The organism is Kutzneria kofuensis, from assembly GCF_014203355.1.
In the GTDB taxonomy this organism is placed as follows: Bacteria; Actinomycetota; Actinomycetes; order Mycobacteriales; family Pseudonocardiaceae; genus Kutzneria; species Kutzneria kofuensis.
Map to the genome: position 1 here is coordinate 2,914,942 of NZ_JACHIR010000001.1, position 19,703 is coordinate 2,934,644.

The following is a 19,703-nucleotide window of genomic DNA, read 5'->3' on the forward strand; positions in this document are numbered from 1 at the left end:
CCGAGAGCGCACACCAGACCTGTCATATCCCGTCCTCACAACGGAGATCGACATGGCCTGGACAGAACAGATCAGCCCGCACTCCTGGCGCGTCCGCTACCCCACCGGAGACGGCCACATCGCTTCCGTCTCCGGATTCACCACCAGGAAAGCTGCCGATGACTACGCCCACGACATCGAAACCGACCAACGCCGCGGAACCCGGATCGACCCCGCGCACGGCCGGACCACCGTCGCCGAATGGGTGGCCACCTGGTTCGCCGCCCTCGACCTCGACCCCCGCACCCTGGACAACTACCGCAGCATCCTGCGCTGCCACATCCAGCCACGCTGGGGCAGCACCCCACTCAGCGACATCACCACCCTCACCGTCAATAAATGGATCACCGAACTCCACCAACGCGGCTACGCCACCTCCACCATCGGCAGCATCACCAAGCTGCTCTCGATGCTGCTCACCGACGCCGCCGACGAACACCTCATCCCCGACAACCCCATCCACAAAAGACGCCGGCGCGGGCGCCGCAGCCACCGCATCGAACCCGAGAAGATCTGGGCCACCCCAGAAGAAGTCGTGCGGATCGCCGACCAGGCCACCGCGCTCGGCGGCGAGGCCGCCGGGCTACTGATCATCACCGCCGCCTGGACCGGCTGCCGCTGGGGCGAGCTGGCCGGCCTGCACCGCGACAACCTCGACCTCGACCGCGGCCTACTCATCGTCGACCCGCGCGTCGGTGCCCTGCACGAGAGCGCCCACACGCGCTGGCTGGGCCCACCCAAGACCGCCTCCTCTGCGCGCGCGATCACCTTGCCGCCGTTCCTCGTCGACCTGCTGCGCAACCACCTGCAACGGCACGACGGCGAGTTCGTGTTCACCACCGAGAGCGGAACCTGGTTGTGGCGCAGCACCTTCATCCGCCGCGTGCTCAACCCCGCCATAAACGGCAACCTCGACCGCCCCAACGCACACGTGCGGACCTACCCCATTCGGCCCGGCCTGACCTTCCACGGCCTCCGACACAGCCACAAGACCTGGCTCATCGCCAGCAACACGCCTGAGATCGCCCAAGCCCGACGGCTGGGTCACCACTTGCACAACCGCGTCGTCGAGGTCTATTCGCACGTCGCACCCGAAGTCGAACAACGACTCATCAACGCATTGCAGCGACGCTGGCACACCGCGACGACAATGGTGCAGACACATCCAATCGCGCCAGAACCCGCACCACGGCATCTCACCAGCGGCATCGCGGCATAACGAAATGACATGCCCCTCACAACGCCGGTAAGAGGGGCACCACGACCACGCAGGCCACACCCCCGAAGAACGCTCAACCTGGAGGAACCTCCTCCAGAACTCCTCCATAGGGGCAGAATGCCAGCACCTAACAGCGATCACCGCCGCAAAACAAAAAGCCCGCCTGACCAGCGAAAACCGCTCGATCAGACGGACTCAAACAAAGGGTGGAGCTGAGGGGACTCGAACCCCTGACCCTCACACTGCCAGTGTGATGCGCTACCAGCTGCGCCACAGCCCCGAACCGAGACTCGAAACCCGGGTTGGTAGGTCCCTCATCTCGTGGTGCAAACACTACACGACGGGGCCGCGAGAAGTGAAATCGGGGGGTCGGAAGTGGGGTTTGGGCTGGTCAGGAGTGGGAACGGCCCGCCACGCGGGGAGCGTGACGGGCCGCGGGGACGATCAGTCAGGAGTTGAGGAGCTTGTCGAGCCACTGGGGGTCCTGCAGCGCCTTGAGGTCGGTGGTGCCGTTGAGCACGGTGGGGGTGCCCTGAAGGTTGACGGGAGGCGCGGAGGCGGTGGTGACCTGCTGCTTGACGAGGTCGTTGTAGGCGCCCTTGTTCACGTCGTCGGTGAACTGCTGGGCGGTGATGCCGAGCCGCTTGCCGAGACTGAGGAGCTGCTCGTTGGTGTAGCCGGCCCCGCCTTCCTTGGGCTGCTGGGCGTAGAGGCTGGCGTGGAAGTCGGCGAACTTGCCCTGCTTGGCGGCGGCGATGGCGGCATTGGCGGCGAGCAGGGAGTAGCCGGGGGGATTGGTGTTGCGGTCCAGGATGTTGAGCAGGTGGTACCGCACCTGGAGCTTGCCGTCGGCCATGGCCTTGGCCATCTGGGCCCCGCTCTGCTGCTCGAGGTCGCCGCAGTAGGGGCAGGTGAAGTCCTCGTACACGTCGATCTTGGTCTTGGCGCTGTCCGGGCCGGCGATCACGGTGCCGTCGTCGCCGACCTTGGCGGTGTACTCACTACTGGACTTGGTGACCTTGATCGCGTCGGCGCCGGCCGGCGCGGGGTCGGACTGCCGGGTGTTGAGGATCACGCCGACGATCACCACCACGGCGACCACGATCACGACGGCGACGCCGATGGCGATGTTGCGCCGGTCGTTGCGGGCGCCGCGGGCGGCCGCGACGGCGCGGGCGGCGTTGGCCTTGCTCTTGTCACGCTTGTTGTTGTTCTGGGCCGCGCCCACGGTGAACCGTCCTCCTCGTAGCCGGCCGGCCAACTCGGCGGCCGAGTCCTGGCGAAATGCTACCGACGGACCCTAAGCGCTACCTGAGAAGTCCTTTTCGCAACGCCGAGAGGCACTGTTCGAGTGCATCGGACGCGGCCGGGATCAACGGCGCGTAGCTGGCGAAAGAGTGCACAAGATGATCAAAACGGACGGTGTCGACCGGCACGCCCGCCGCCTGGAGTTGCCGGGCGTAGGCCTCCCCCTCGTCACGGAGCGGATCGCGCCACACGGTGGCGATGAACGCCGGCGGCAGCCCGGAGAGGTCAGCGGCGAGCGCGGGGGCCAGGGTGGCGGGCGGCGCGCCGTCGAGGTGCCCGGCGTAGTACCGCAGGTAGGCCTCCATATCCGGAGTGGACAGCACGGGCGCGTCGGTGTTCTCCGCCCGTGAGGGAAACTCGCCAACGCCGCCGACGGACGGGTAGAGCAGCAGCTGGAACCGCAGCGCCGGCCCGCCTTCGTCCCGGGCGAGCTGCGCGAGCACGGCGGCGAGGTTGCCGCCGGCGCTGTCCCCGGCGACGGCGATCCGCGACGGGTCGCCACCGATCTCCCGCGCGTGTTCGCCGACCCACCGAAGCACCGCGAACGAGTCGTCGACGGCGGCGGGGAACGGATGCTCGGGCGCCAGCCGATAGTCGACGGAAACGACAACGGCCTGTACGGAACGGCAGATTCGGCGGCACAAATCGTCATGTGTGACGAGACCGCCGGTGCACCAGCCGCCGCCGTGCATGAAAACGACAACGGGCAGATCGACGGCGCCGAGAACGGGCTTGTACACCCGGACGGGGACGGGCACCTTCATGTCGGTGACCTCGCCGACCTGCACCATCGGCTGCATCCGCTGCCAGCGCTGGTGCAGGTCGTCGCGGACCCGCACCACGTCGACGCCGGGAGCGGACACCCGGATCACCGGGAACGCCTCGACGAAGCGCTCGAGTTCTGGATCGATGTGTGGCATGCGCTAAGGCTAGGCATGGCTTCGCAAGGCTTTCCTCAGTTTGGGGTCAATCCATTACCCTCCGAACGTGACCCAGGTTGACGAAACGGCGCAGAACGAGGTCGGCCACACCCATAACGACCTGTCCGGCGGCTGGCTGCGGCCGGCGGTGTTCGGCGCGATGGACGGCCTGGTGACGAACATCTCACTGGTGGCGGGCGTGGGCGGTGGCGGCGCGAGCTCGCACGTCATCGTGCTCACGGGCATGGCGGGCCTGGTCGCCGGCGCCTTCTCGATGGCGTTGGGCGAATACGCCTCGGTGCAGACGCAGAACGACTCGGTGCAGGCCGAGGTGGCGACGGAACGCCGGGAGCTGCGCGAGAACCCGGCCGCCGAAAAGGCCGAGCTGGTGCAGATGTTCGCCGAGATGGGCCTTACCGAGGAAACCGCGCGGCAGGTCGCCGAGGAAATTCACGCGGACGAGGAATTGGCCGTCCGGGTGCACATCGAGCAGGAGCTCGGGGTCAATCCGGAGGACCAGCCGTCCCCGCTGGTGGCGGCGATCTCCTCGTTCCTGTGCTTCTCGATCGGCGCGCTGTTCCCGCTGCTGCCGTTCCTGTTCGGCTGGGAGTCGCTGCTGGCGGGCCTGGGCATCGGCGGCATCGGCCTGTTCGCGGCGGGCGCGGTCGTCGCCCGCTTCACGACCCGCCCGTGGTGGTTCAACGGCGTGCGCCAGCTGCTGTTCGGCGTGATCGCGGCGGGCGCGACCTACCTGGTGGGTCTGCTGATCGGCGTGACTGCGGCAGGCTAGCGGGGTGCGACTCCCCGATCTGCCGGTCCGCGCGGTACTCGACGAGCTGAACGACGCCCTCGCCAAGCACGGCACGACGGTGCTGGTGGCGCCGCCGGGCACCGGAAAGACGACTTTGGTGCCGCTGGCGCTACCAGGGCGTGTTCTCGTGGCGGAGCCGCGCCGGCTGGCGGCCAGGGCCGCGGCGGCCCGGATGTCGGAGTTGCTGGGCGAACAGGTCGGCGGCACGGTCGGCTACGCGGTCCGCGGCGACCGCCGAACCTCGAAGCAGACCCGGATCGAGGTCGTCACCTCTGGTCTGTTGCTACGCCGCCTGCAGCACGACCCGGAGCTGACCGGCGTCGACGTGGTGCTGCTCGACGAATGCCACGAACGCCATCTCGACGCCGATCTCCTGCTGGCGCTGCTGCTCGACGCCCGCGAGGGCCTGCGACCGGACCTCAAGGTGCTGGCGACCTCGGCGACGGTCGCGGCCCAGCGCCTGGCGCAGATCCTGGGCACCGACACCCCGGTCATCGAGGCGCACGCACGGACCTTCCCGGTCGAGACGACGTATGTACCGCCGGCCCGCAACGAACGCCTGGAGCAGCACGTCGCGAGAACCGTCCACAAGGCACTGTCCGAAACGGACGGTGACATCCTCGTCTTCCTGCCGGGTGTGGGCGAGATCCGCCGCGTCACCCAACAACTCAACGGCCTCAACGTGCTCCCACTGCACGGCAGGCTCGCCGCCAAGGCCCAGGACGAGGCGCTCAAGCCCGGCCCACGACGACGAATCGTGTTGGCGACAGCGGTCGCGGAGTCGAGTCTGACGGTGCCGGGCGTCCGCGCGGTGGTCGACGCCGGCCTGGCGCGCTCGCCCCGAGCCGATCACCGCCGTGGCCTCTCCGGCCTCGTCACCACGCGCGTCTCCGCCGCCGTGGCCGACCAACGCGCCGGCCGCGCGGGACGCGAGGCCCCGGGCCGGGTCTACCGGTGCTGGCCGGAGCACGAGCAGGCGACGCTGCCCCGCTACCCGGAGCCGGAGATCCGCACCGCCGAGCTGACCCGCCTCGCGCTGGAGCTGGCCTGCTGGGGCACGCCGGACGGCAGCAACCTCACTTGGTGGGACGCGCCGCCGGCGGGCGCCCTCGCCGCCGGCCAGCAGACGCTGAAGGCCCTGGGCGCCCTCGACGACAGCGGTGTCACCGACCGCGGCCGCCGCATCGCCGAGTTGGGCCTGCATCCCCGCCTCGGTCGCGCCCTCCTCGACGGCGCCCGCGAGCTGGGTGCGAAACCGACGGCCGAGGTCGTCGCGCTGCTCGACGATGATTCCCTGACGGCCTCCAGAGACGTGGAAAGCGCGATGAGCGCACTTCGGCGCGATCGGCCGAGCAGCTGGAAGAGGGAGGTCCAGAGGCTGTCCGCGCTGGTGGAGGGCTCGGCGGCGACCCGTGACGACCCGGCGCTGGTCGTCGCCCTGGCGCACCCGGAACGGCTGGCGAAACGGCGTCAACCGGGCTCGCGCAGCTACCTGATGGCCGGCGGCACCGCGGTCGAGACGGACGGCCCGACCGACAGCGAGTGGCTGGCGGTCGCCGTTGCCGACCGTGAACCCGGCCGCGCCCACGGCAAGGTCCGCCTCGCCGCCCGCGCCGACCAGGAGCTGGCCGAACGTGCCGCCCCGGCGCTGCTGTCCGAGGCCGACGAGGTGACGTGGGCCAACGGGGACGTCGTGGCCCGCCGCGTCCGCCGTCTGGGCGCGATCGTGCTCGCCGAGCGTCCGATCAAATCCCCAGACCCCGACCAGTTGCGCAACGCCCTCACCGAAGGTCTCCGCAGGGAAGGCGTAACCCTGCTGCACTGGACCCAGGACGCATCCAGGCAACGCCAAAGGATGGAATTCCTGCGCGTCCACTTGGGTGATCCCTGGCCCGATGTCTCGGATGACGCCATCATCCGGAATGTGGACCTGGCCACCGCCAGAAAACGGGCCGACCTCGCCAAGATCAGCGCCCAGCACATCCTGCAGACGATGCTGCCCTGGCCGGCCGCCACCCGCCTGGACGAGCTGGCCCCGGACCGCATCGAGGTGCCCTCCGGCTCCCGGATCCGCGTCGACTACACCGCGGACGGCCCGGTGCTGCCGGTCAAGGTGCAGGAGACGTTCGGCTGGACCGACACGCCCCGCATCGCCGACGGCCGCGTGCCGGTGGTGCTGCACCTGCTCTCCCCCGCCGGCCGCCCGGTGGCAGTCACCGGCGACCTGGCCTCGTTCTGGCGCCAGGGCTATCCGCAGGTGCGCTCCGAGCTGCGCGGTCGCTACCCGAAGCACCCGTGGCCGGACGATCCCGTGACGGCTGTGCCCACTCGCCGCACCAAACCACGGTGACCAGGGCATCCTGGTCACCGTGACGAACTCGACCACCACTGACAAGCTGTTCAAGGTCGCCATCGGCATCAAGGGGCTGGACGGGCTGGGCCAGCTCGTGCTCGGCATCGTGCTGATCTTCATCCCGCCCACGTTGATCACCGGCCTGGCCAACGAGGTCGTCACGCGCGACCTGCTGGGCGACCCGGGCGGCACGCTGTCCACGCATCTGCAGACCGCCGCGCACGACTTCGCCGACGGCAGCAGCCGCGCGTTCGCGATCGGCTACCTGCTGCTGCACGCCGTCATCAAGCTGGGCCTGGTCGCGGCGCTATTGCGCAAGGTGCTGCCGCTGTACCCGGTCGCCGCGGTCGTGTTGGCGGCCTTTGTCGTCTACGAGATCGTCCGGGCCGTGCACACCCATTCCATCGCGTTGCCGATCTTCGCCGCGATCGACGTAGTGATCATCATCTTGGTCATCCGCGAATACGTTCAACTGCGTCGGGAGCGGGCCGCGTCTGCGACGGATGCTCACATGTGAATGTGAAATACGAGATCAACACGAACTGTCAAGCAACCTGGCGCGTAGTGGAGTGTGACGAAGTCCGGGTCTGCCCGATTGGACTTGACGGCCCCGGATTTGTTAGGCAGTGCAGGCCGCCTCGACCTTAAGGGGACCTCACCATGCGCTTGCGGGGATCACTACGAGCGACCGCCGCACTCGCCGCACTGGCTCTGCTCGCCGCATGCGGGACGAGCGGACCCGCCGACACGCTGACCGCGGCCGCGGGCCAGGGCAAGCTCACCATCGGCATCCGGTTCGACCAGCCGGGCATCGGCGAGAAGACGCTGAACGGCCAGTTCCAGGGCTTCGACGTGGACGTGGCGAAGTACATCGCAGGCGAGTTGGGCGTCGACGCGAACAACATCACCTGGAAGGAAGCCGAGCCGGCCGACCGTGAGAAGTTGCTCACCACCGGCAAGGTCGACATGGTCGTGGCCGCCTACACCATCAACGACAAGCGCAAGAAGCTCGTCGACTTCGCCGGGCCGTACTTCACCGTCGGCCAGGACCTGTTGGTACGCCTGAGCGACACCACGATCACCGGCCCGCAGTCACTGAACGGCAAGAAGCTCTGCTCGGTGGCGGGCTCCACGTCGGCGCAGCAGGTGAAGGACAAGTTCGCGCAGAACACCACCCTGGTGGAGTACAGCCGCTACTCCGACTGCGTCACCGCGCTGCTCGCCAATCTCGTCGACGCGGTCACCACCGACGACGTGATCCTCGCCGGCTACGCGGCGCAGAACCCGGAGCTGCTCAGGGTTGTCGGCAAGCCGTTCACCAAGGACTCGTACGGCATCGGCCTGCGCAAGGGCGACGCCGGCGGCCGGGAGAAGGTGGACGCCGCACTGCAGAAGATGATCTCCACCGGGGCCTGGCGGTCGGCGCTGCAGGCCAATGTGGGCAGTTCCGGCTACCAGATGCCGTCGCCGCCTGCCATCACGGAGCGCTGACGACGTAGCGTACGTCACATGCGACTGCTGATCGGCTTCGACGAATACCCCCTGGACCCGTTCAACGAGCTGCTGCCGGGCTGGGACATCGAACGCACCACACCGGAGCGGTTTCCCGAGCTCGCCGTGGACGCGGACGTGGTGTGTCCCATCGCCGCCACCGTGGACTCGGACCTGCTGAAAGCCGGCCGGTTCGGCCTGGTGCAGCAGTTCGGCGTGGGCTTGGAGAAGGTCGACGTGGACGCGGCGACCGCCGCCGGGGTGTGGGTGTCCCGACTGCCCGGCGACGTCACCGGCAACGCGGACAGCGTCGCCGAGCTGGCCGTTCTGCTCACGCTCGCACTCGGTCGGCGGCTCGACGAGGCGCGCCAGGCGCTGCGGAACCGGGTCTGGGCCCAGCCCGTGGGACGGGCGCTGTTCGACGGCACGGCGGTGATCGTCGGGCTCGGCTCGATCGGCTTGGCGGTGGCGAAGCGGTTGTCCGGCTTCGGAATGCGGCTGGTGGCCGTGCGGGCACGGCCGGAGCTGGGCGGGCCGCCGGAGATCGAGCGGGTGGTCGGCGTCGACCGGCTGCCCGAGGTGCTGGGCCGGGCGGACGTGGTGATCAGCAGCTTGATGTTCGGTGAACACAACCGGAACTTCTTCGACGCCAACGCCTTCGCCGCGATGAAGCCGGGCGCGCTGTTCGTCAACGTGGCGCGTGGCGGCCTGGTCGACGAGGCGGCCCTGCTGGCGGCGCTGGAATCCGGCCACATCGGCGGCGCTGGACTCGACGTGCACGTCGTCGAGCCGGCCGACCCCGGCAGCCCGTTGGTCAACCACCCCAAGGTGATCGCCACGCCGCACGTCGCCGGCGTGACCGAGCAGATGATGCAGCGCTCGGTCATCGCCTTCACCGACAACCTGAAGCGGTACGCGGCCGGTCAGCCTCTACAGTGGACGGTGAACGAGCCGTCACAGGTTGCGCAGCGCCGGCCACAGGGTTGACCATGACGCGTCCCGATTGGTGGCCAGGTAGATCGGCGCGCCCTGGTAGCCGTTCTGGATCCCGAGCTTGTTGTCCACTGTGGCCACTCGGGTGACGTTGCCGAAGTGCGGCCGGATCTGCTCGATGTGGCCGTCGCCGATGTAGAGCACGTTCGTCGCGCTCTCCGGCGGCACTCCGAAGTACCAGTAGCCGCGGTTGGGGCTGTACGGCGCGGGCAGGCCGCGTTCCGGGCCGTAGTGCGCCATCGCGCTGGCCGACCAGTAGGTGTCGCCGACGATCGCCGTGTGCTCGCGAACGTCGTCGGGCAGCGCTCGGTACGCGACGGCGACCTCGTCGGCCATCTCCGGCCAGCCGACGCTCTCGAAGTCGATGAAGTCGGAGTATTCGTCGGAGTCCCGCAACGACTCCACCGGCCGCACCGGCAACGAGAACACCACCAGTGCGACAGACACGGCAAACGCCGGCCACGCCACCCAGGGCAGCCACCGTCGCCGGCCGTCGAGGCCGACCGCGCCGAACGCCCACAGCACCGGCAGGATGCCGCCGGCGTAGTACGGCCGGCCGCCAGTCGCGATGAACACGACGATCAGGCCGATCGCGGTGACGCCGAGGAACCTGAACCGCGGCAACCGAAGCGTGCGCCACAGGCCGAACAGTGCGAGCGGGACGCCGACAACTCCCGAGTACAGGGCGAGGACCAACAGGAAGCCGCCGGCGCCGCCGATCGACGCTTGTTCGTCGGCGGCGATCACGCTGCCCATCTGCAGCTGCGGCCAGCCGTTGCGGGCCTGCCACAGCAGTTGCGGCACGGAAGTCAGCACAGCGATCACGGCCCCGAGCCACAACATCCTGCTGCGCAACAGGTCCCGTGGCCCGGTGAACGACACGGCCACCCCGGTGATCAGCCAGAAGAAGACGATCAGCCACTTCACCTGCAGCGTGACCGCGGTGACAATGCCGGCCCACAGCAGCAACTTGTCGTCACGGAGGCGAACCCAGCGCACGAGCAGCCAGGTGATCACAGTCCACAAGAATGGGTCCACTGTGGACGTGGCGAGCAGATGCCCTCCGCCGGCCAGGAAGGGCGCGACGGCGTAGGTGGCCGCGGTGGCGATCTGCGCCCGCCGGCTGCCGCCGAGCTCCCGGGCGGTCAACGCCGCGACGAAGACGCCGGCCACGGTGACGAGCATTGCCGGAATGCGCAGCGCCACCAGCGAATCCGGTGCGACCGTGTCCGCGACCAGCGCCAGGAACGGCACCAGTGGCGGCTGGTCCGCATAGCCGAAGTCGAGATGGTGGCCGGCGGCGACGAAGTACAGCTCGTCGCCGAAATAGCCGTAGCGCCAACTGGTGGCCAGCAGGGCGATGCCCAGCAGGCCCGCGATGATCGCGATCGGCCGGGTGGCGAAGGCGACCGCCTCGGCCGGCCGGTCGATGGTGGTAGTTCCCCCGTACATCCGTGAATCCCCCGTTCCGTCGGCCACCATCCAACTCGGACGGACGCCCCGACCGACAGCCCGGAAAGTGCGCGGTGCATGCGACTTTCGTAGGTGCCCGGGCTACCAAAGGCGGATTGTCCGGCTGGGTATGGTCGGGAGGTGACCCGACCGCGGTGGCGCGACGCCTTCTTCCTGCTGGCGCCGTTCGCCGGCGTGCTCGGCGTGATGATCGCGATCTGGATCGGCTACGGGCCGCCGGCCACGTTCTCGGAATGGACGCAGACGCTCATTCAGCTGGTGCCGGCGGTGGCCCTGCTGTGGCACCGCAAGGCCCCGCTCGTCATCCTGGCGTTGTGCGCGGCCTGCGCGATCGCCATGACGGTGTCGGCGTACACCGACCCGCAACTGTTCCTCGGCGACGTGCATGAGGACACGCAGTTCGTGCCGCTGGCCACGCCGTTCGCGGTCGGCGTCGCGTTCAAGCGGATTCCCCGGTCGTGGCCGATGTGGATCTGTTCGGCGGTCTTGATCGCGATCTCCGTCCGCGCGTGGACGCCGACGTTCACGATGATCACCAGCGGCATGTTGTTCACGGTGTTCCCGGCGCTGTTCGGGCTGTACATCGCCAACCGCGCGTCGCTGATCCAGGCCCTGACCGACCGGGCCGAACGGGCCGAACGGGAGCAGGAGCTGCTGGCCGAGCAGGCCCGCGCCGACGAGCGGGTGCGGCTGGCCGGCGAGATGCACGACGTCGTCACGCACCGCGTGAGCCTGATGGTGCTGCAGGCCGGCGCGCTGCGGATCACCGCCACCGACGAGGCAACCCAGGCCGCCGCCGAGGAGCTGCGGGAGGCCGGCTGCCAGGCGCTCGCCGAGCTGCGGGACCTGGTCGGCGTGCTGCGGACGCAGTCCGGCGACGACGAGGAGGAGCAGACCGACGCCGTCCACCTGCCCGATCTCGCCGAGCTCGTCACGGAATCGCAGGGCGTCGGCATGTCCGTGGAGCTGATCGTGGACGGCAATCCGCTGCTGACCGCGCCGGTGGTCGGCCGCACCGCGTACCGGGTGGTGCAGGAGGCGCTGACCAACGTCCGCAAGCACGCGCCGGGCGCGAAGACCCGGGTGCACCTCCGCTACGGCGCCGACCGGGTGCGGCTCACCGTGCGCAACAGCCCGCCGCGCGAGACCGTCGACGACGAGCTCGGCGGCAGCGGCTCCGGCACCGGGCTGCTCGGCCTCAAGCAGCGGGTCGAGCTGGTCAGCGGCCGCTTCACCGCCACCGCGAGACCCGACGGCGGGTTCGAGGTCGATGCGATACTGCCCGCGTTCGTACCGACGGCGGAGAGTCATGGCGACTGACGAGATCAAGGTCCTGGTCGTGGACGACGAGCCGATGGTGTGCGCGCACCTGCGCACCATCCTCGGCTCCGCGCCCGACATCACCGTCGTCGACGCCGCCCACGACGGCGCCGCCGCGGTGGAAGCCGTTGTCCGCCACCGGCCGCGCGTCGTGCTCATGGACCTGCGGATGCCCGGCGTCGACGGCCTCACCGCCATCGAACGCATCGCCGGCCTGCCCTCGCCGCCGACCGTCGTCGCGCTCACCACCTTCGACGCCGACCAGTACGTGATCCGCGCGCTGCGAGCCGGCGCCGCCGGTTTCCTGCTCAAGTCCACGCCCCCAGAGGACCTGATCAGCCTGGTCCGGGTCGCCGCCGACGGGCACACCGTGCTCTCCCCCGCCGCCACCCGGCGGCTCGTCGCCGCCTCCGCCACCGAGCAGGCCGCCCGGGATCGCGCCGCGTCGCTGGTCGCCGACCTCACCGAGCGGGAGATCGAGGTGCTGACCTGTCTCGGCGAGGGCCTGTCCAACGCGCAGATCGCCACCCGGCTGCACCTCTCCGAGGCCACCGTGAAGGGCTACGTGTCCCGCATGCTGGTCAAGCTGGACTGCGCCAACCGCACCCAGATCGGCCTGCTCGCGTACGACGCCGGCCTGGTCACCCGCTGAGTCCGTCCAGCATCACGGACAGGAGCGGCTCGAGCGGCTCCGGGTCGTCCAGCGACCGGCTGATCTACGCCATCACCGCCGCCCTTATCCCACGTCCCGCCGCCTGAACCCGACCAGGCCGGCCGCCGTCAGCACGACCGTGACGGCGGTCAGCCAGACCAGCGGCGTCGCGGTGAAGGTGCCGCCGGGCAGCTTGGGCAGGTGCGTGAACGGGGAGATGTCCAGCGCCCACTGGCTGAGCTGGAACAGCGAGCCGAGCTGGCCGAGCAGCAGGAACACGACGAGCGCGGCCCAGGCCAGGGAGGTCAGCCGCGGCAGCAGCCCGAACAGGGCGGCGGCGCTGCCGGCCAGCACCCACACTGCCGGCACCTGAACCATCGCGGCGCCGAGCAGGCGCGGCAGCTGCGTGCCGACGTCGCCGTCGGAGAGCCCCTCGGCCAGCCCGGTGGCGGTGCCGGCGACGGCCAGCAGGAAGGCGCTGCCGAGCAGGGCGAAGGCCAGATGGCTTGCGGCCCAACGGAGTCGCCCGACGGAGCCGGCCAGCACGGGCTCCGCCCGGAAGGCCGTCTCCTCGGCCCGCGGCCGCAGCGCGGCCTGGATGGCGTACACGGAAACGGCCAGGCCGATCACGTCGAGGATGGCGGCCAGGAAAGAGTCCACAAGGGACTGCTGGCCGCCGATGTGGTGCAGCGCCTGGGCAACCTGTGGGCTGCTGTCGAGAATCCCCTTCAGGCTCTGGGAGATGCCGCCGAGCGCTCCGCCCATCACGGCGACACCGACGGCCCAGCCGATGAGGATTCCACGCTGCAGCCGCCAGGCCAGACCGAACGTGCCGAACGCGCCCCCGGCGCGGCCGGCGCGCTCGGGCAGCATGCCCGCGCCGATGTCGCGCCGGCCGACCAGGGCGTAGCCGACGCCGAGCAACACAACGGAAATCGCCACGTACAGCGCCAACACCCACCAGCGCTCGTCGGCGTACGGGCGCATCTGCTGCGACCAGCCGATCGGGCTCACCCATGACAGCCAGCGCGGCCCGTCCTCGGCCGACGAGTCGCCGGCCGCGCGCAGCAGGTACGCCGCACCGATGACCACCGCACCGCTTCCGTTGGCAGCGCGGGAACTCGAGCTCACCTGGGCGGCAACCGCCGCCACGGCCGAGAAGAACCACACGCAGCCGCCGATGCCGAGGCCCATCGCGAACGACCCGGCGGCCGGCAATCCCTGCCCCATCAGGCCGAGGCCGATCAGCAGCGCGTACACCAGGCCGGCGCCGAACACGACGACCAGCGTGGCGGTCAACTTGGCGTGCCGGCCGACGACACCGGAGCCGAGCAGCTCGTGCCGGCCGGTCTCCTCATCGGCCCGGGTGTGCCGCACGGTCGTGAACACGGCCATCAGCCCGACCAGAACACACGCCACGGCACCGAATTTCCACTCGGTCATGCCGCCGATCGTGTCCAGCCCCTGGGCCGGTCCGCTGAGCGCCAGCACCGACGGGTTGTTGGCGATCGACGCGGCGAACTCCACCCGTGACTGCACGGTCGGGTACAGCTGGTTGAAGCCGGACGCCGTGGCCACGATGATGCCCGTGATCGCCAGGATCCACACCGGCAGCTGGATCCGCTCCCGACGAAGCACCAGCCGCACCAGGGATCCGGTGCCCACCAACGTGTTCACGCCGTCACCTCGTAGTGCCGCAGGAACAGCTGCTCCAGCGTCGGCGGCTGGCTGACCAGGCTGCGGACCCCGAACTCGGTCAGCTTGCGCAGCACGGCATCCAGCTCGGCGGTGTCCACCTCGAACTGGACCCTGTTGCCCTGCGCCGAATAGTCGTGCACGCCGGCCATCGTGTCCACTCCGGACAGTGGAGACGCCAGCTCGGCGGTGATCGAGGTACGGGTCAGGTGCCGGAGCTCGGCCAGCGTGCCGGACTCGACGGTCCTGCCGTTGCGGATGATGCTGACCCGGTCGCACAGCGCCTCGACCTCGGCCAGGACGTGGCTGGACAGCAGCACGGTCCGGCCGTCCTGGCGCTCGCGGGCGATGCAGTCCCGGAACACCTCCTCCATCAGCGGGTCCAGGCCGGAGGTCGGCTCGTCCAGGATGAGCAGCTCCACGTCGGACGCGAGCGCGGCGACCAGCGCGACCTTCTGCCGGTTGCCCTTGGAGTAGGTCCGGCCCTTCTTGGTCGGGTCCAGGTCGAAGCGCTCCAGCAGGTCCTTGCGGCGCTTGGGGTCCAGCCCGCCGCGCAGCCGGCCGAGCAGGTCGATCACCTCGCCGCCGGACAGCGTGGGCCAGAGGGTGACGTCGCCCGGCACGTAGGCCAGGCGGCGGTGCAGCTCGGTCGCGTCCCGCCAGGGGTCGCCGCCGAGCAGCTCGGCGCGGCCGCCGTCGGCGCGCAGCAGGCCGAGCAGGACGCGGATGGTGGTGGACTTCCCGGCGCCGTTCGGGCCCAGGAAGCCGTGCACCTCGCCGGTGGTGACGGTCAGGTCCAGTCCGTCGAGCGCCTGGGTCCGGCCGAAGGCCTTGCGCAGGCCGGACACCGAAATGGCGGTTGTCATGCCGCCAAGCTACACTCATTTCACAAATTCGTGAAGACGGTGAACTCGGTTGGGTGAGAGGATGTGCGAGTGACCGAGCGTGACGACGAGGCCGTGTCGAAGTTCATCGAGCGGTTCGCCCTGATGCTGTCCGAAGCGGGCATCCCGCGCATGCCGGCCAGGGTTTTCGTCGGCCTGCTCGCGTCCGACTCCGGGCAGCTCACCGCCGGCGAACTGGCCGAGCTGCTGTCCGTCAGCCCCGCCGCCGTCTCCGGCGCCGTGCGCTACCTCACCCAGGTGCACCTGATCGTCCGCGAACGCGAACCCGGCTCCAAACGCGACCACTACCGGGTCCGCGGCAGCAGCTGGTACGAGTCCGCCGCTGACCGCTCACGGCTGCTCGCCCTGTGGTCCGACGCCCTCACCGAGGGCGTCACCGCCGTCGGTCCCGACACCGACGCCGGCGCCCGGCTGCGCGAGTCCGTCGAGTTCTTCGAGTACCTCCAGGTCGAGATCCCGCTCGTCCTGGATCGCTGGCGGCGGTCACGTAACGTCGCGAACTAGCCCGGCGATCATGCGGTGGTCCACCCAGTCGAGTGGGAGGCCACACCGGATGTCACGACTGCTCGCCGTCGTCGGCGCATTCCTCCTCGGGGGTGCGCTGCTGTCGGGCTGCGACCCGAATCCGCAGGTCACGCCGGCCAGTGACGGCACATCCGCGATCACGTCGACTGTAACGCCGACGCCGGTCGCGACGACACTGACCACGACCAGCACCACCGAGACGACCACCACGACGGTGGCCCCGCCGACGACGACCACCGTCGCGCCGCCACCGTCCGTAACCACGCATGCCGCCGCGCCGCCTCCCCCACAAACGCACACCCAGGCGGCGTGCGGCGCCGATCAGTACCGCAACGTCGACGGCGTCTGCGTGCATCGGCCGGTCGCCGCACCCGGACCTCCGGCCGGCGCGACCGCCAAGTGCAAGGACGGCACGTACAGCTTCAGCCAGCACCGCCAGGGCACCTGCTCCGGACACGGCGGCGTAGCCATCTGGCTGTGAGACCACCGAACAAGCGAGGGGCCAGTTCCCGCCCCCAGGAGCTGGCCTCTCGCACCTAAAAGCTCACCTCAGCCGCGGCGGCGCCGTCTCCACCCCGCCGCCGTCGGCGATCCGGTTCGCCCAGCCGACCAGGCCGGCAACGTCGATTCCGTACGGTCTCTCCCCGCGGTACGGCTCGATGTTGCCGGCTCCCCTGCGCAGCAACGACATCGCCCCGGCGCGGTTGCCACGGGCGGCGTGGGTGAGGCCGACGGCCAGCTGCGCCATGCCACGCCAGAGCTGCCGGTGCGGCTCGTCGGCCGACTTCCAGGCGTCCTCCAGCACCTCGTGGGCGTGGAACGGCCGCCCGCGGTCGAGCAGTTCCTGGGCCTCCGCAAGCGTTTGCGACGGCGTGCGGACGATGCCTTCCGGCTGGCGTTCGACGCCCGGGGCGCCGTGTGCGAGCGGCCGGCCGAGCCCGTCGCGCGGGCGCGCGTTGCGGGCCCGGCCGGCCGTGTCCCGATCCCTGTCGGCCATGAGCCGATTCTCTCAGGCGCGCATCACCGTCGCGATCGGGATGCGCGCCGCCCGCAGCGCCGGAATGCTGCCGCCGAGCAGGCCGGCGATCAGCCCGGCCGCCACGCCCGCGACCCCGGCCTGCCACGGGAACACGAGGTCGTGCAGGAACGACAGCCGGGAACTGTTGCCGAACAGCGTGCCCGCGATGCGCAGCCCGACCACGCCGGCGCCGATCGCCAACGCGGACGTGAACAGGCCCGTCAGCAACGTCTCGGCCAGCACGATGCCGGCCAGCAGCAACCGGGGCGTGCCCAAGGCCCGCCGCAGCGCGAACTCCTCGACGCGTTCGCCGACCGTGGCCAGGCCGACGTTGAGGATGCCGGCCACGCCGATCAGCAGCACCAGCGCCGCCATGCCGAAGAAGATCCAACGCGTCAGCGCCAGTTGCTCGGCGACGTGCTCCTTGGAGTTGATCGTCCGCAGGTGGAGCTGGTCCGCCGGCACGCCGGCCGCGGCCAGCCGGGCCTTGAGCGTCTGCAGCAACGACGTCTCCGTCGGCGCCGCCAGGAGGTTGAGCTGCACGTTCGGCCCGGGCGGCAGCCAGTTCGCCAGCTCGTCGTAGCGCACGTACGCGGCCGGTCCGTAGCCGCCGTCGTCGACAACCCCGATGATCTGCGGCGTCGCGTCCACCGGCGCGCCGGTGATCCGCATCTGCGCCGGGATCCGGTAGCGCTCGAACGCTTCCGCCGCCTTCGTGTTGATCACGATGCGCGGCGCGAGCGACGGCGACGACGTGAAGTCCAGCCACCGCCCCGATTGCAGCCGGTACGGCTGGAACTGTCGGACGTCGCCGGTCATCGCGGTGAGACCGAGCTCGATCGCCTGACCCGGCGGCCCTTGCGGCTGGCCCTCGTCCGGACCGCACGGCATGTTCGGCGAGCAGTAGTAGCCGCCGCTGAAGTTCTCGTCGATCGGACCGCCACCCTTGTTGATCGGCGTGACGTTCGGCTCGCCGATGAACGCCCGAGCCCCGACGAGCGCGACCGCATGCTGCTTGCCCTGTAAGGAATCCAGCACGATCCCGGGTGTCTTGTCGTTCTGCGGCAGGTACAGCTGCTGCGTGCCGTCGACGCCCTCGATGAGCTCGATGTTGCCGAGCGCGGCCTGCTCCGCGATCTGCGAGCCGGCCTGCACCGCGACGACCGCGAGCACGCCGAGGAACAGGCTCACCATGGACAGCAGCGTGCGCAGCTTGCGGGACCGGATGCCCTGCATTCCGATGATCAGTGCCGAACGCAGCCGGCCGGACAGTCGGATCACGCCGTCACCTGCCCGAGGACACCGTCGGACAGGTGCAGCACGCTGCCCATCTTGCTGGCGTGATCACGGTCGTGTGTCACGAGGATCAGGCCGCAGCCGCGATCCGTCGCCGACCGCAGCACCTCGACCACGAGGTTGCCGGTCTCCGCGTCGAGCGCGCCGGTCGGCTCGTCCGCGAGCAGGATCTTCGGGTCGCGGACCAGGGCACGGGCGATCGCCACCCGCTGCTGCTCGCCACCGGACAGCCGGGCCGGGCGGTGCTTGGCCAGGTGCGCGACGCCGACCTGCTCCAGCGCCGCCATCACCTTGGCCCGGCGCTTGCGGCGCGGCAGCCAGCCCTGGCCGTTGACCAGCGCCATCGCCACGTTCTGCGCCGCGGTGAGGTGCTTGAGCAGGAAGAAGCGCTGGAACACGAAGCCGAACTCGCTGCTGCGCAGCGCCGCCGCCCTGCGCTCGGAGATCCGGGTGATGTCGTTGTCCCGTAACAGGTACTGTCCCCGGTCCGGCCGGTCGAACAGGCCGATCAGGGACAGCAGGGTGCTCTTGCCCGAGCCGGAACGCCCGAGCACCGCGATGCTCTGTCCACTGTAGACCGTCAGGTCGACGCCGTTCAGCACGGTCCGCGGCTCTTCCTGGCCCGTCAGCGTTTTGGTCACGCCCGCGAGCCGGATCAGCGGTGCCGTCATCGGGTGGGACCACCGGCCTGTTGCGGCGACGGCAGGTTCGGGCCCGGCACCGCGATCGTCTCGTCCCCGTTGAGGCCGGACCTGATCTCGATGACCTTGCCGTCGGTCAGGCCCAGCGTCACGTCCTTGGTCTGGCGGTGGCCGTCGACGACCACGTCCACCTTGCCGTTGCCCTGGCTGCCGGCGACGGCCTCCACCGGCAGCGTCAGCGCGTTCTGCGCGGTGGCGGTGACCACCTGCAGCGTCGCCGTCACCCCGTTGATCAGTTTCACGCCGGCCTGCGGCGTGCAGACCAGGCGCAGGCCGGTCGGCTCCGACTGCTGCTGTTGCTGCTGCGGCAACTCCTTCGGCGGCCCGCCGTCCGGGGCCGGCGCACCCGACGGCTGGCCCTTAGGCGGCTGCTGCTGGGTCGTCGGCGACGGCGGCGCCGGCGTGCCCGCCGGCAGGGCGGCGATGGTGCCGAGGACCGTGCACGGGAACGGGCCGGGGCCGTCCTTGATCTGCGCCTGCACCGTGCCCGGCGCGGTCGCGATCCGGTACGCCTGCGCGCCGTCGAGGTCGGCCACGATGCCGTAGCCGGCGAACTTGGCCGAGGCCACCGGCATGCCGCCGGTCACGTTCGACTTGTCGTCCACCAGCCGCCCGCTGAACGTCGCGCCGGCCGGCACGTCCACCCGGGTCGCCTTGCCGCCGGCCCAGATGTTGGCCACCGGCGTCGGGGTCGTCGGTGTCGCGGTCGGCGGCTTCACGTCCAGGTAGCGCACCTGGCCGTCGACCGGCGCCGCCACCCCGAACACCGGGTCCAGCGCCACCTTGCCGGTGAGGCTCACCTGGTTGTTCAGGTCCTGGCGGGCCGGCTTCACCGTGGTCATCGTGGTGTCGCGGGCGGCGAGGCCCGGCGGCTCCGGCGTGGGCCCGCCGGCGGAGCACGCGGCCGTCAGCAGGGCGGCGGCACACACGCAGGCGAGGACAGTTGTCCGCACTGATCCCCCATGGTCGGTTCATCGGAAATGG

At 70.2% G+C, this 19,703-nt stretch carries 19 protein-coding genes and 1 tRNA gene; 10 read left to right on the forward strand and 10 right to left on the reverse strand.

Annotated elements, in window-relative coordinates; translation table 11 throughout:
• The first annotated feature begins 52 nt into the window (after positions 1–52).
• On the forward strand, positions 53–1,258 hold the full coding sequence (locus BJ998_RS13200; protein WP_184861570.1) for a tyrosine-type recombinase/integrase: 1,206 nt from the start codon (positions 53–55) through the stop codon (positions 1,256–1,258).
• Positions 1,259–1,465: 207 nt separating this feature from the next.
• On the opposite strand, the gene BJ998_RS13205 is transcribed toward BJ998_RS13200, so the two are convergent.
• The 3 genes from BJ998_RS13205 to BJ998_RS13215 form a co-directional block, all read right to left on the reverse strand.
• Positions 1,466–1,538: transfer RNA gene (locus BJ998_RS13205), tRNA-Ala, on the reverse strand.
• Between the two features lie 168 nt (positions 1,539–1,706).
• The gene (locus BJ998_RS13210) at positions 1,707–2,486 is read right to left on the reverse strand and encodes a DsbA family protein (RefSeq protein WP_184861573.1); all 780 of its coding nucleotides are present in this window, start codon (positions 2,484–2,486) and stop codon (positions 1,707–1,709) included.
• Positions 2,487–2,565: 79 nt separating this feature from the next.
• On the reverse strand, positions 2,566–3,486 hold the full coding sequence (locus BJ998_RS13215) for an alpha/beta hydrolase (RefSeq protein ID WP_184861575.1): 921 nt from the start codon (positions 3,484–3,486) through the stop codon (positions 2,566–2,568).
• Between the two features lie 67 nt (positions 3,487–3,553).
• On the opposite strand from BJ998_RS13215, the gene BJ998_RS13220 reads away from it, so the two are divergent.
• From BJ998_RS13220 to BJ998_RS13240, 5 genes are all read left to right on the forward strand, one after another.
• On the forward strand, positions 3,554–4,276 hold the full coding sequence (locus tag BJ998_RS13220) for a VIT1/CCC1 transporter family protein (protein WP_312890087.1): 723 nt from the start codon (positions 3,554–3,556) through the stop codon (positions 4,274–4,276).
• 4 nt (positions 4,277–4,280) lie between these two features.
• Positions 4,281–6,647, forward strand: a complete 2,367-nt coding sequence (gene hrpB, locus BJ998_RS13225; RefSeq protein ID WP_184861577.1) for an ATP-dependent helicase HrpB — start codon at positions 4,281–4,283, stop codon at positions 6,645–6,647.
• A gap of 19 nt (positions 6,648–6,666) precedes the next feature.
• Positions 6,667–7,167 carry a DUF2127 domain-containing protein gene (locus BJ998_RS13230; protein WP_312890088.1) on the forward strand — a complete coding sequence of 167 codons (501 nt, stop codon included), beginning with the start codon at positions 6,667–6,669 and terminating at the stop codon, positions 7,165–7,167.
• A gap of 143 nt (positions 7,168–7,310) precedes the next feature.
• Positions 7,311–8,141: a glutamate ABC transporter substrate-binding protein gene (locus BJ998_RS13235; protein ID WP_184861579.1), complete on the forward strand. Its 831-nt coding sequence runs from the start codon at positions 7,311–7,313 to the stop codon at positions 8,139–8,141.
• An 18-nt stretch (positions 8,142–8,159) separates the two neighbouring features.
• Positions 8,160–9,128, forward strand: a complete 969-nt coding sequence (locus BJ998_RS13240) for an NAD(P)-dependent oxidoreductase (protein ID WP_184861581.1) — start codon at positions 8,160–8,162, stop codon at positions 9,126–9,128.
• Here the strand turns inward: BJ998_RS13240 and BJ998_RS13245 are convergent.
• On the reverse strand, positions 9,096–10,586 hold the full coding sequence (locus BJ998_RS13245) for a glycosyltransferase family 39 protein (protein ID WP_184861583.1): 1,491 nt from the start codon (positions 10,584–10,586) through the stop codon (positions 9,096–9,098). The two genes, BJ998_RS13240 and BJ998_RS13245, sit on opposite strands and share 33 nt — an antisense overlap.
• Before the next feature lie 141 nt (positions 10,587–10,727).
• On the opposite strand from BJ998_RS13245, the gene BJ998_RS49145 reads away from it, so the two are divergent.
• A complete protein-coding gene (locus BJ998_RS49145; RefSeq protein ID WP_221337994.1) occupies positions 10,728–11,927 on the forward strand; it encodes a sensor histidine kinase in 1,200 nt (399 codons plus the stop codon).
• Positions 11,917–12,579, forward strand: a complete 663-nt coding sequence (locus tag BJ998_RS13255; RefSeq protein ID WP_184861585.1) for a response regulator — start codon at positions 11,917–11,919, stop codon at positions 12,577–12,579. Before BJ998_RS49145 ends, BJ998_RS13255 begins: the two co-directional genes overlap by 11 nt.
• An 84-nt stretch (positions 12,580–12,663) precedes the next feature.
• On the opposite strand, the gene BJ998_RS13260 is transcribed toward BJ998_RS13255, so the two are convergent.
• Together BJ998_RS13260 and BJ998_RS13265 are read right to left on the reverse strand one after the other, a co-directional pair.
• Entirely contained in the window at positions 12,664–14,256 is a 1,593-nt protein-coding gene (locus BJ998_RS13260) for an ABC transporter permease (protein ID WP_184861587.1), read from the reverse strand.
• Entirely contained in the window at positions 14,253–15,140 is an 888-nt protein-coding gene (locus BJ998_RS13265; RefSeq protein WP_184861589.1) for an ABC transporter ATP-binding protein, read from the reverse strand. The genes BJ998_RS13260 and BJ998_RS13265 overlap by 4 nt, the downstream gene beginning before the upstream one ends.
• Before the next feature lie 69 nt (positions 15,141–15,209).
• Here BJ998_RS13265 and BJ998_RS13270 point away from each other — a divergent pair, with 69 nt between their 5' ends.
• Entirely contained in the window at positions 15,210–15,683 is a 474-nt protein-coding gene (locus BJ998_RS13270; protein WP_312890089.1) for a GbsR/MarR family transcriptional regulator, read from the forward strand.
• Between the two features lie 49 nt (positions 15,684–15,732).
• A complete protein-coding gene (locus tag BJ998_RS13275; protein WP_184861591.1) occupies positions 15,733–16,185 on the forward strand; it encodes a DUF3761 domain-containing protein in 453 nt (150 codons plus the stop codon).
• 63 nt (positions 16,186–16,248) lie between these two features.
• Here the strand turns inward: BJ998_RS13275 and BJ998_RS13280 are convergent, their stop codons facing one another.
• The 4 genes from BJ998_RS13280 to BJ998_RS13295 are packed head-to-tail and all read right to left on the reverse strand — an operon-like array spanning position 16,249 to position 19,672.
• Complete coding sequence (locus BJ998_RS13280; RefSeq protein WP_184861593.1) at positions 16,249–16,701, reverse strand: DUF309 domain-containing protein; 453 nt, start codon at positions 16,699–16,701, stop codon at positions 16,249–16,251.
• Positions 16,702–16,713: 12 nt separating this feature from the next.
• Entirely contained in the window at positions 16,714–18,003 is a 1,290-nt protein-coding gene (locus BJ998_RS13285; protein ID WP_184861595.1) for an ABC transporter permease, read from the reverse strand.
• Positions 18,000–18,689: an ABC transporter ATP-binding protein gene (locus tag BJ998_RS13290; RefSeq protein ID WP_184861597.1), complete on the reverse strand. Its 690-nt coding sequence runs from the start codon at positions 18,687–18,689 to the stop codon at positions 18,000–18,002. The genes BJ998_RS13285 and BJ998_RS13290 overlap by 4 nt, the downstream gene beginning before the upstream one ends.
• On the reverse strand, positions 18,686–19,672 hold the full coding sequence (locus tag BJ998_RS13295) for an efflux RND transporter periplasmic adaptor subunit (RefSeq protein WP_184861599.1): 987 nt from the start codon (positions 19,670–19,672) through the stop codon (positions 18,686–18,688). Before BJ998_RS13295 ends, BJ998_RS13290 begins: the two co-directional genes overlap by 4 nt.
• Between the last annotated feature and the right edge of the window lie 31 nt (positions 19,673–19,703).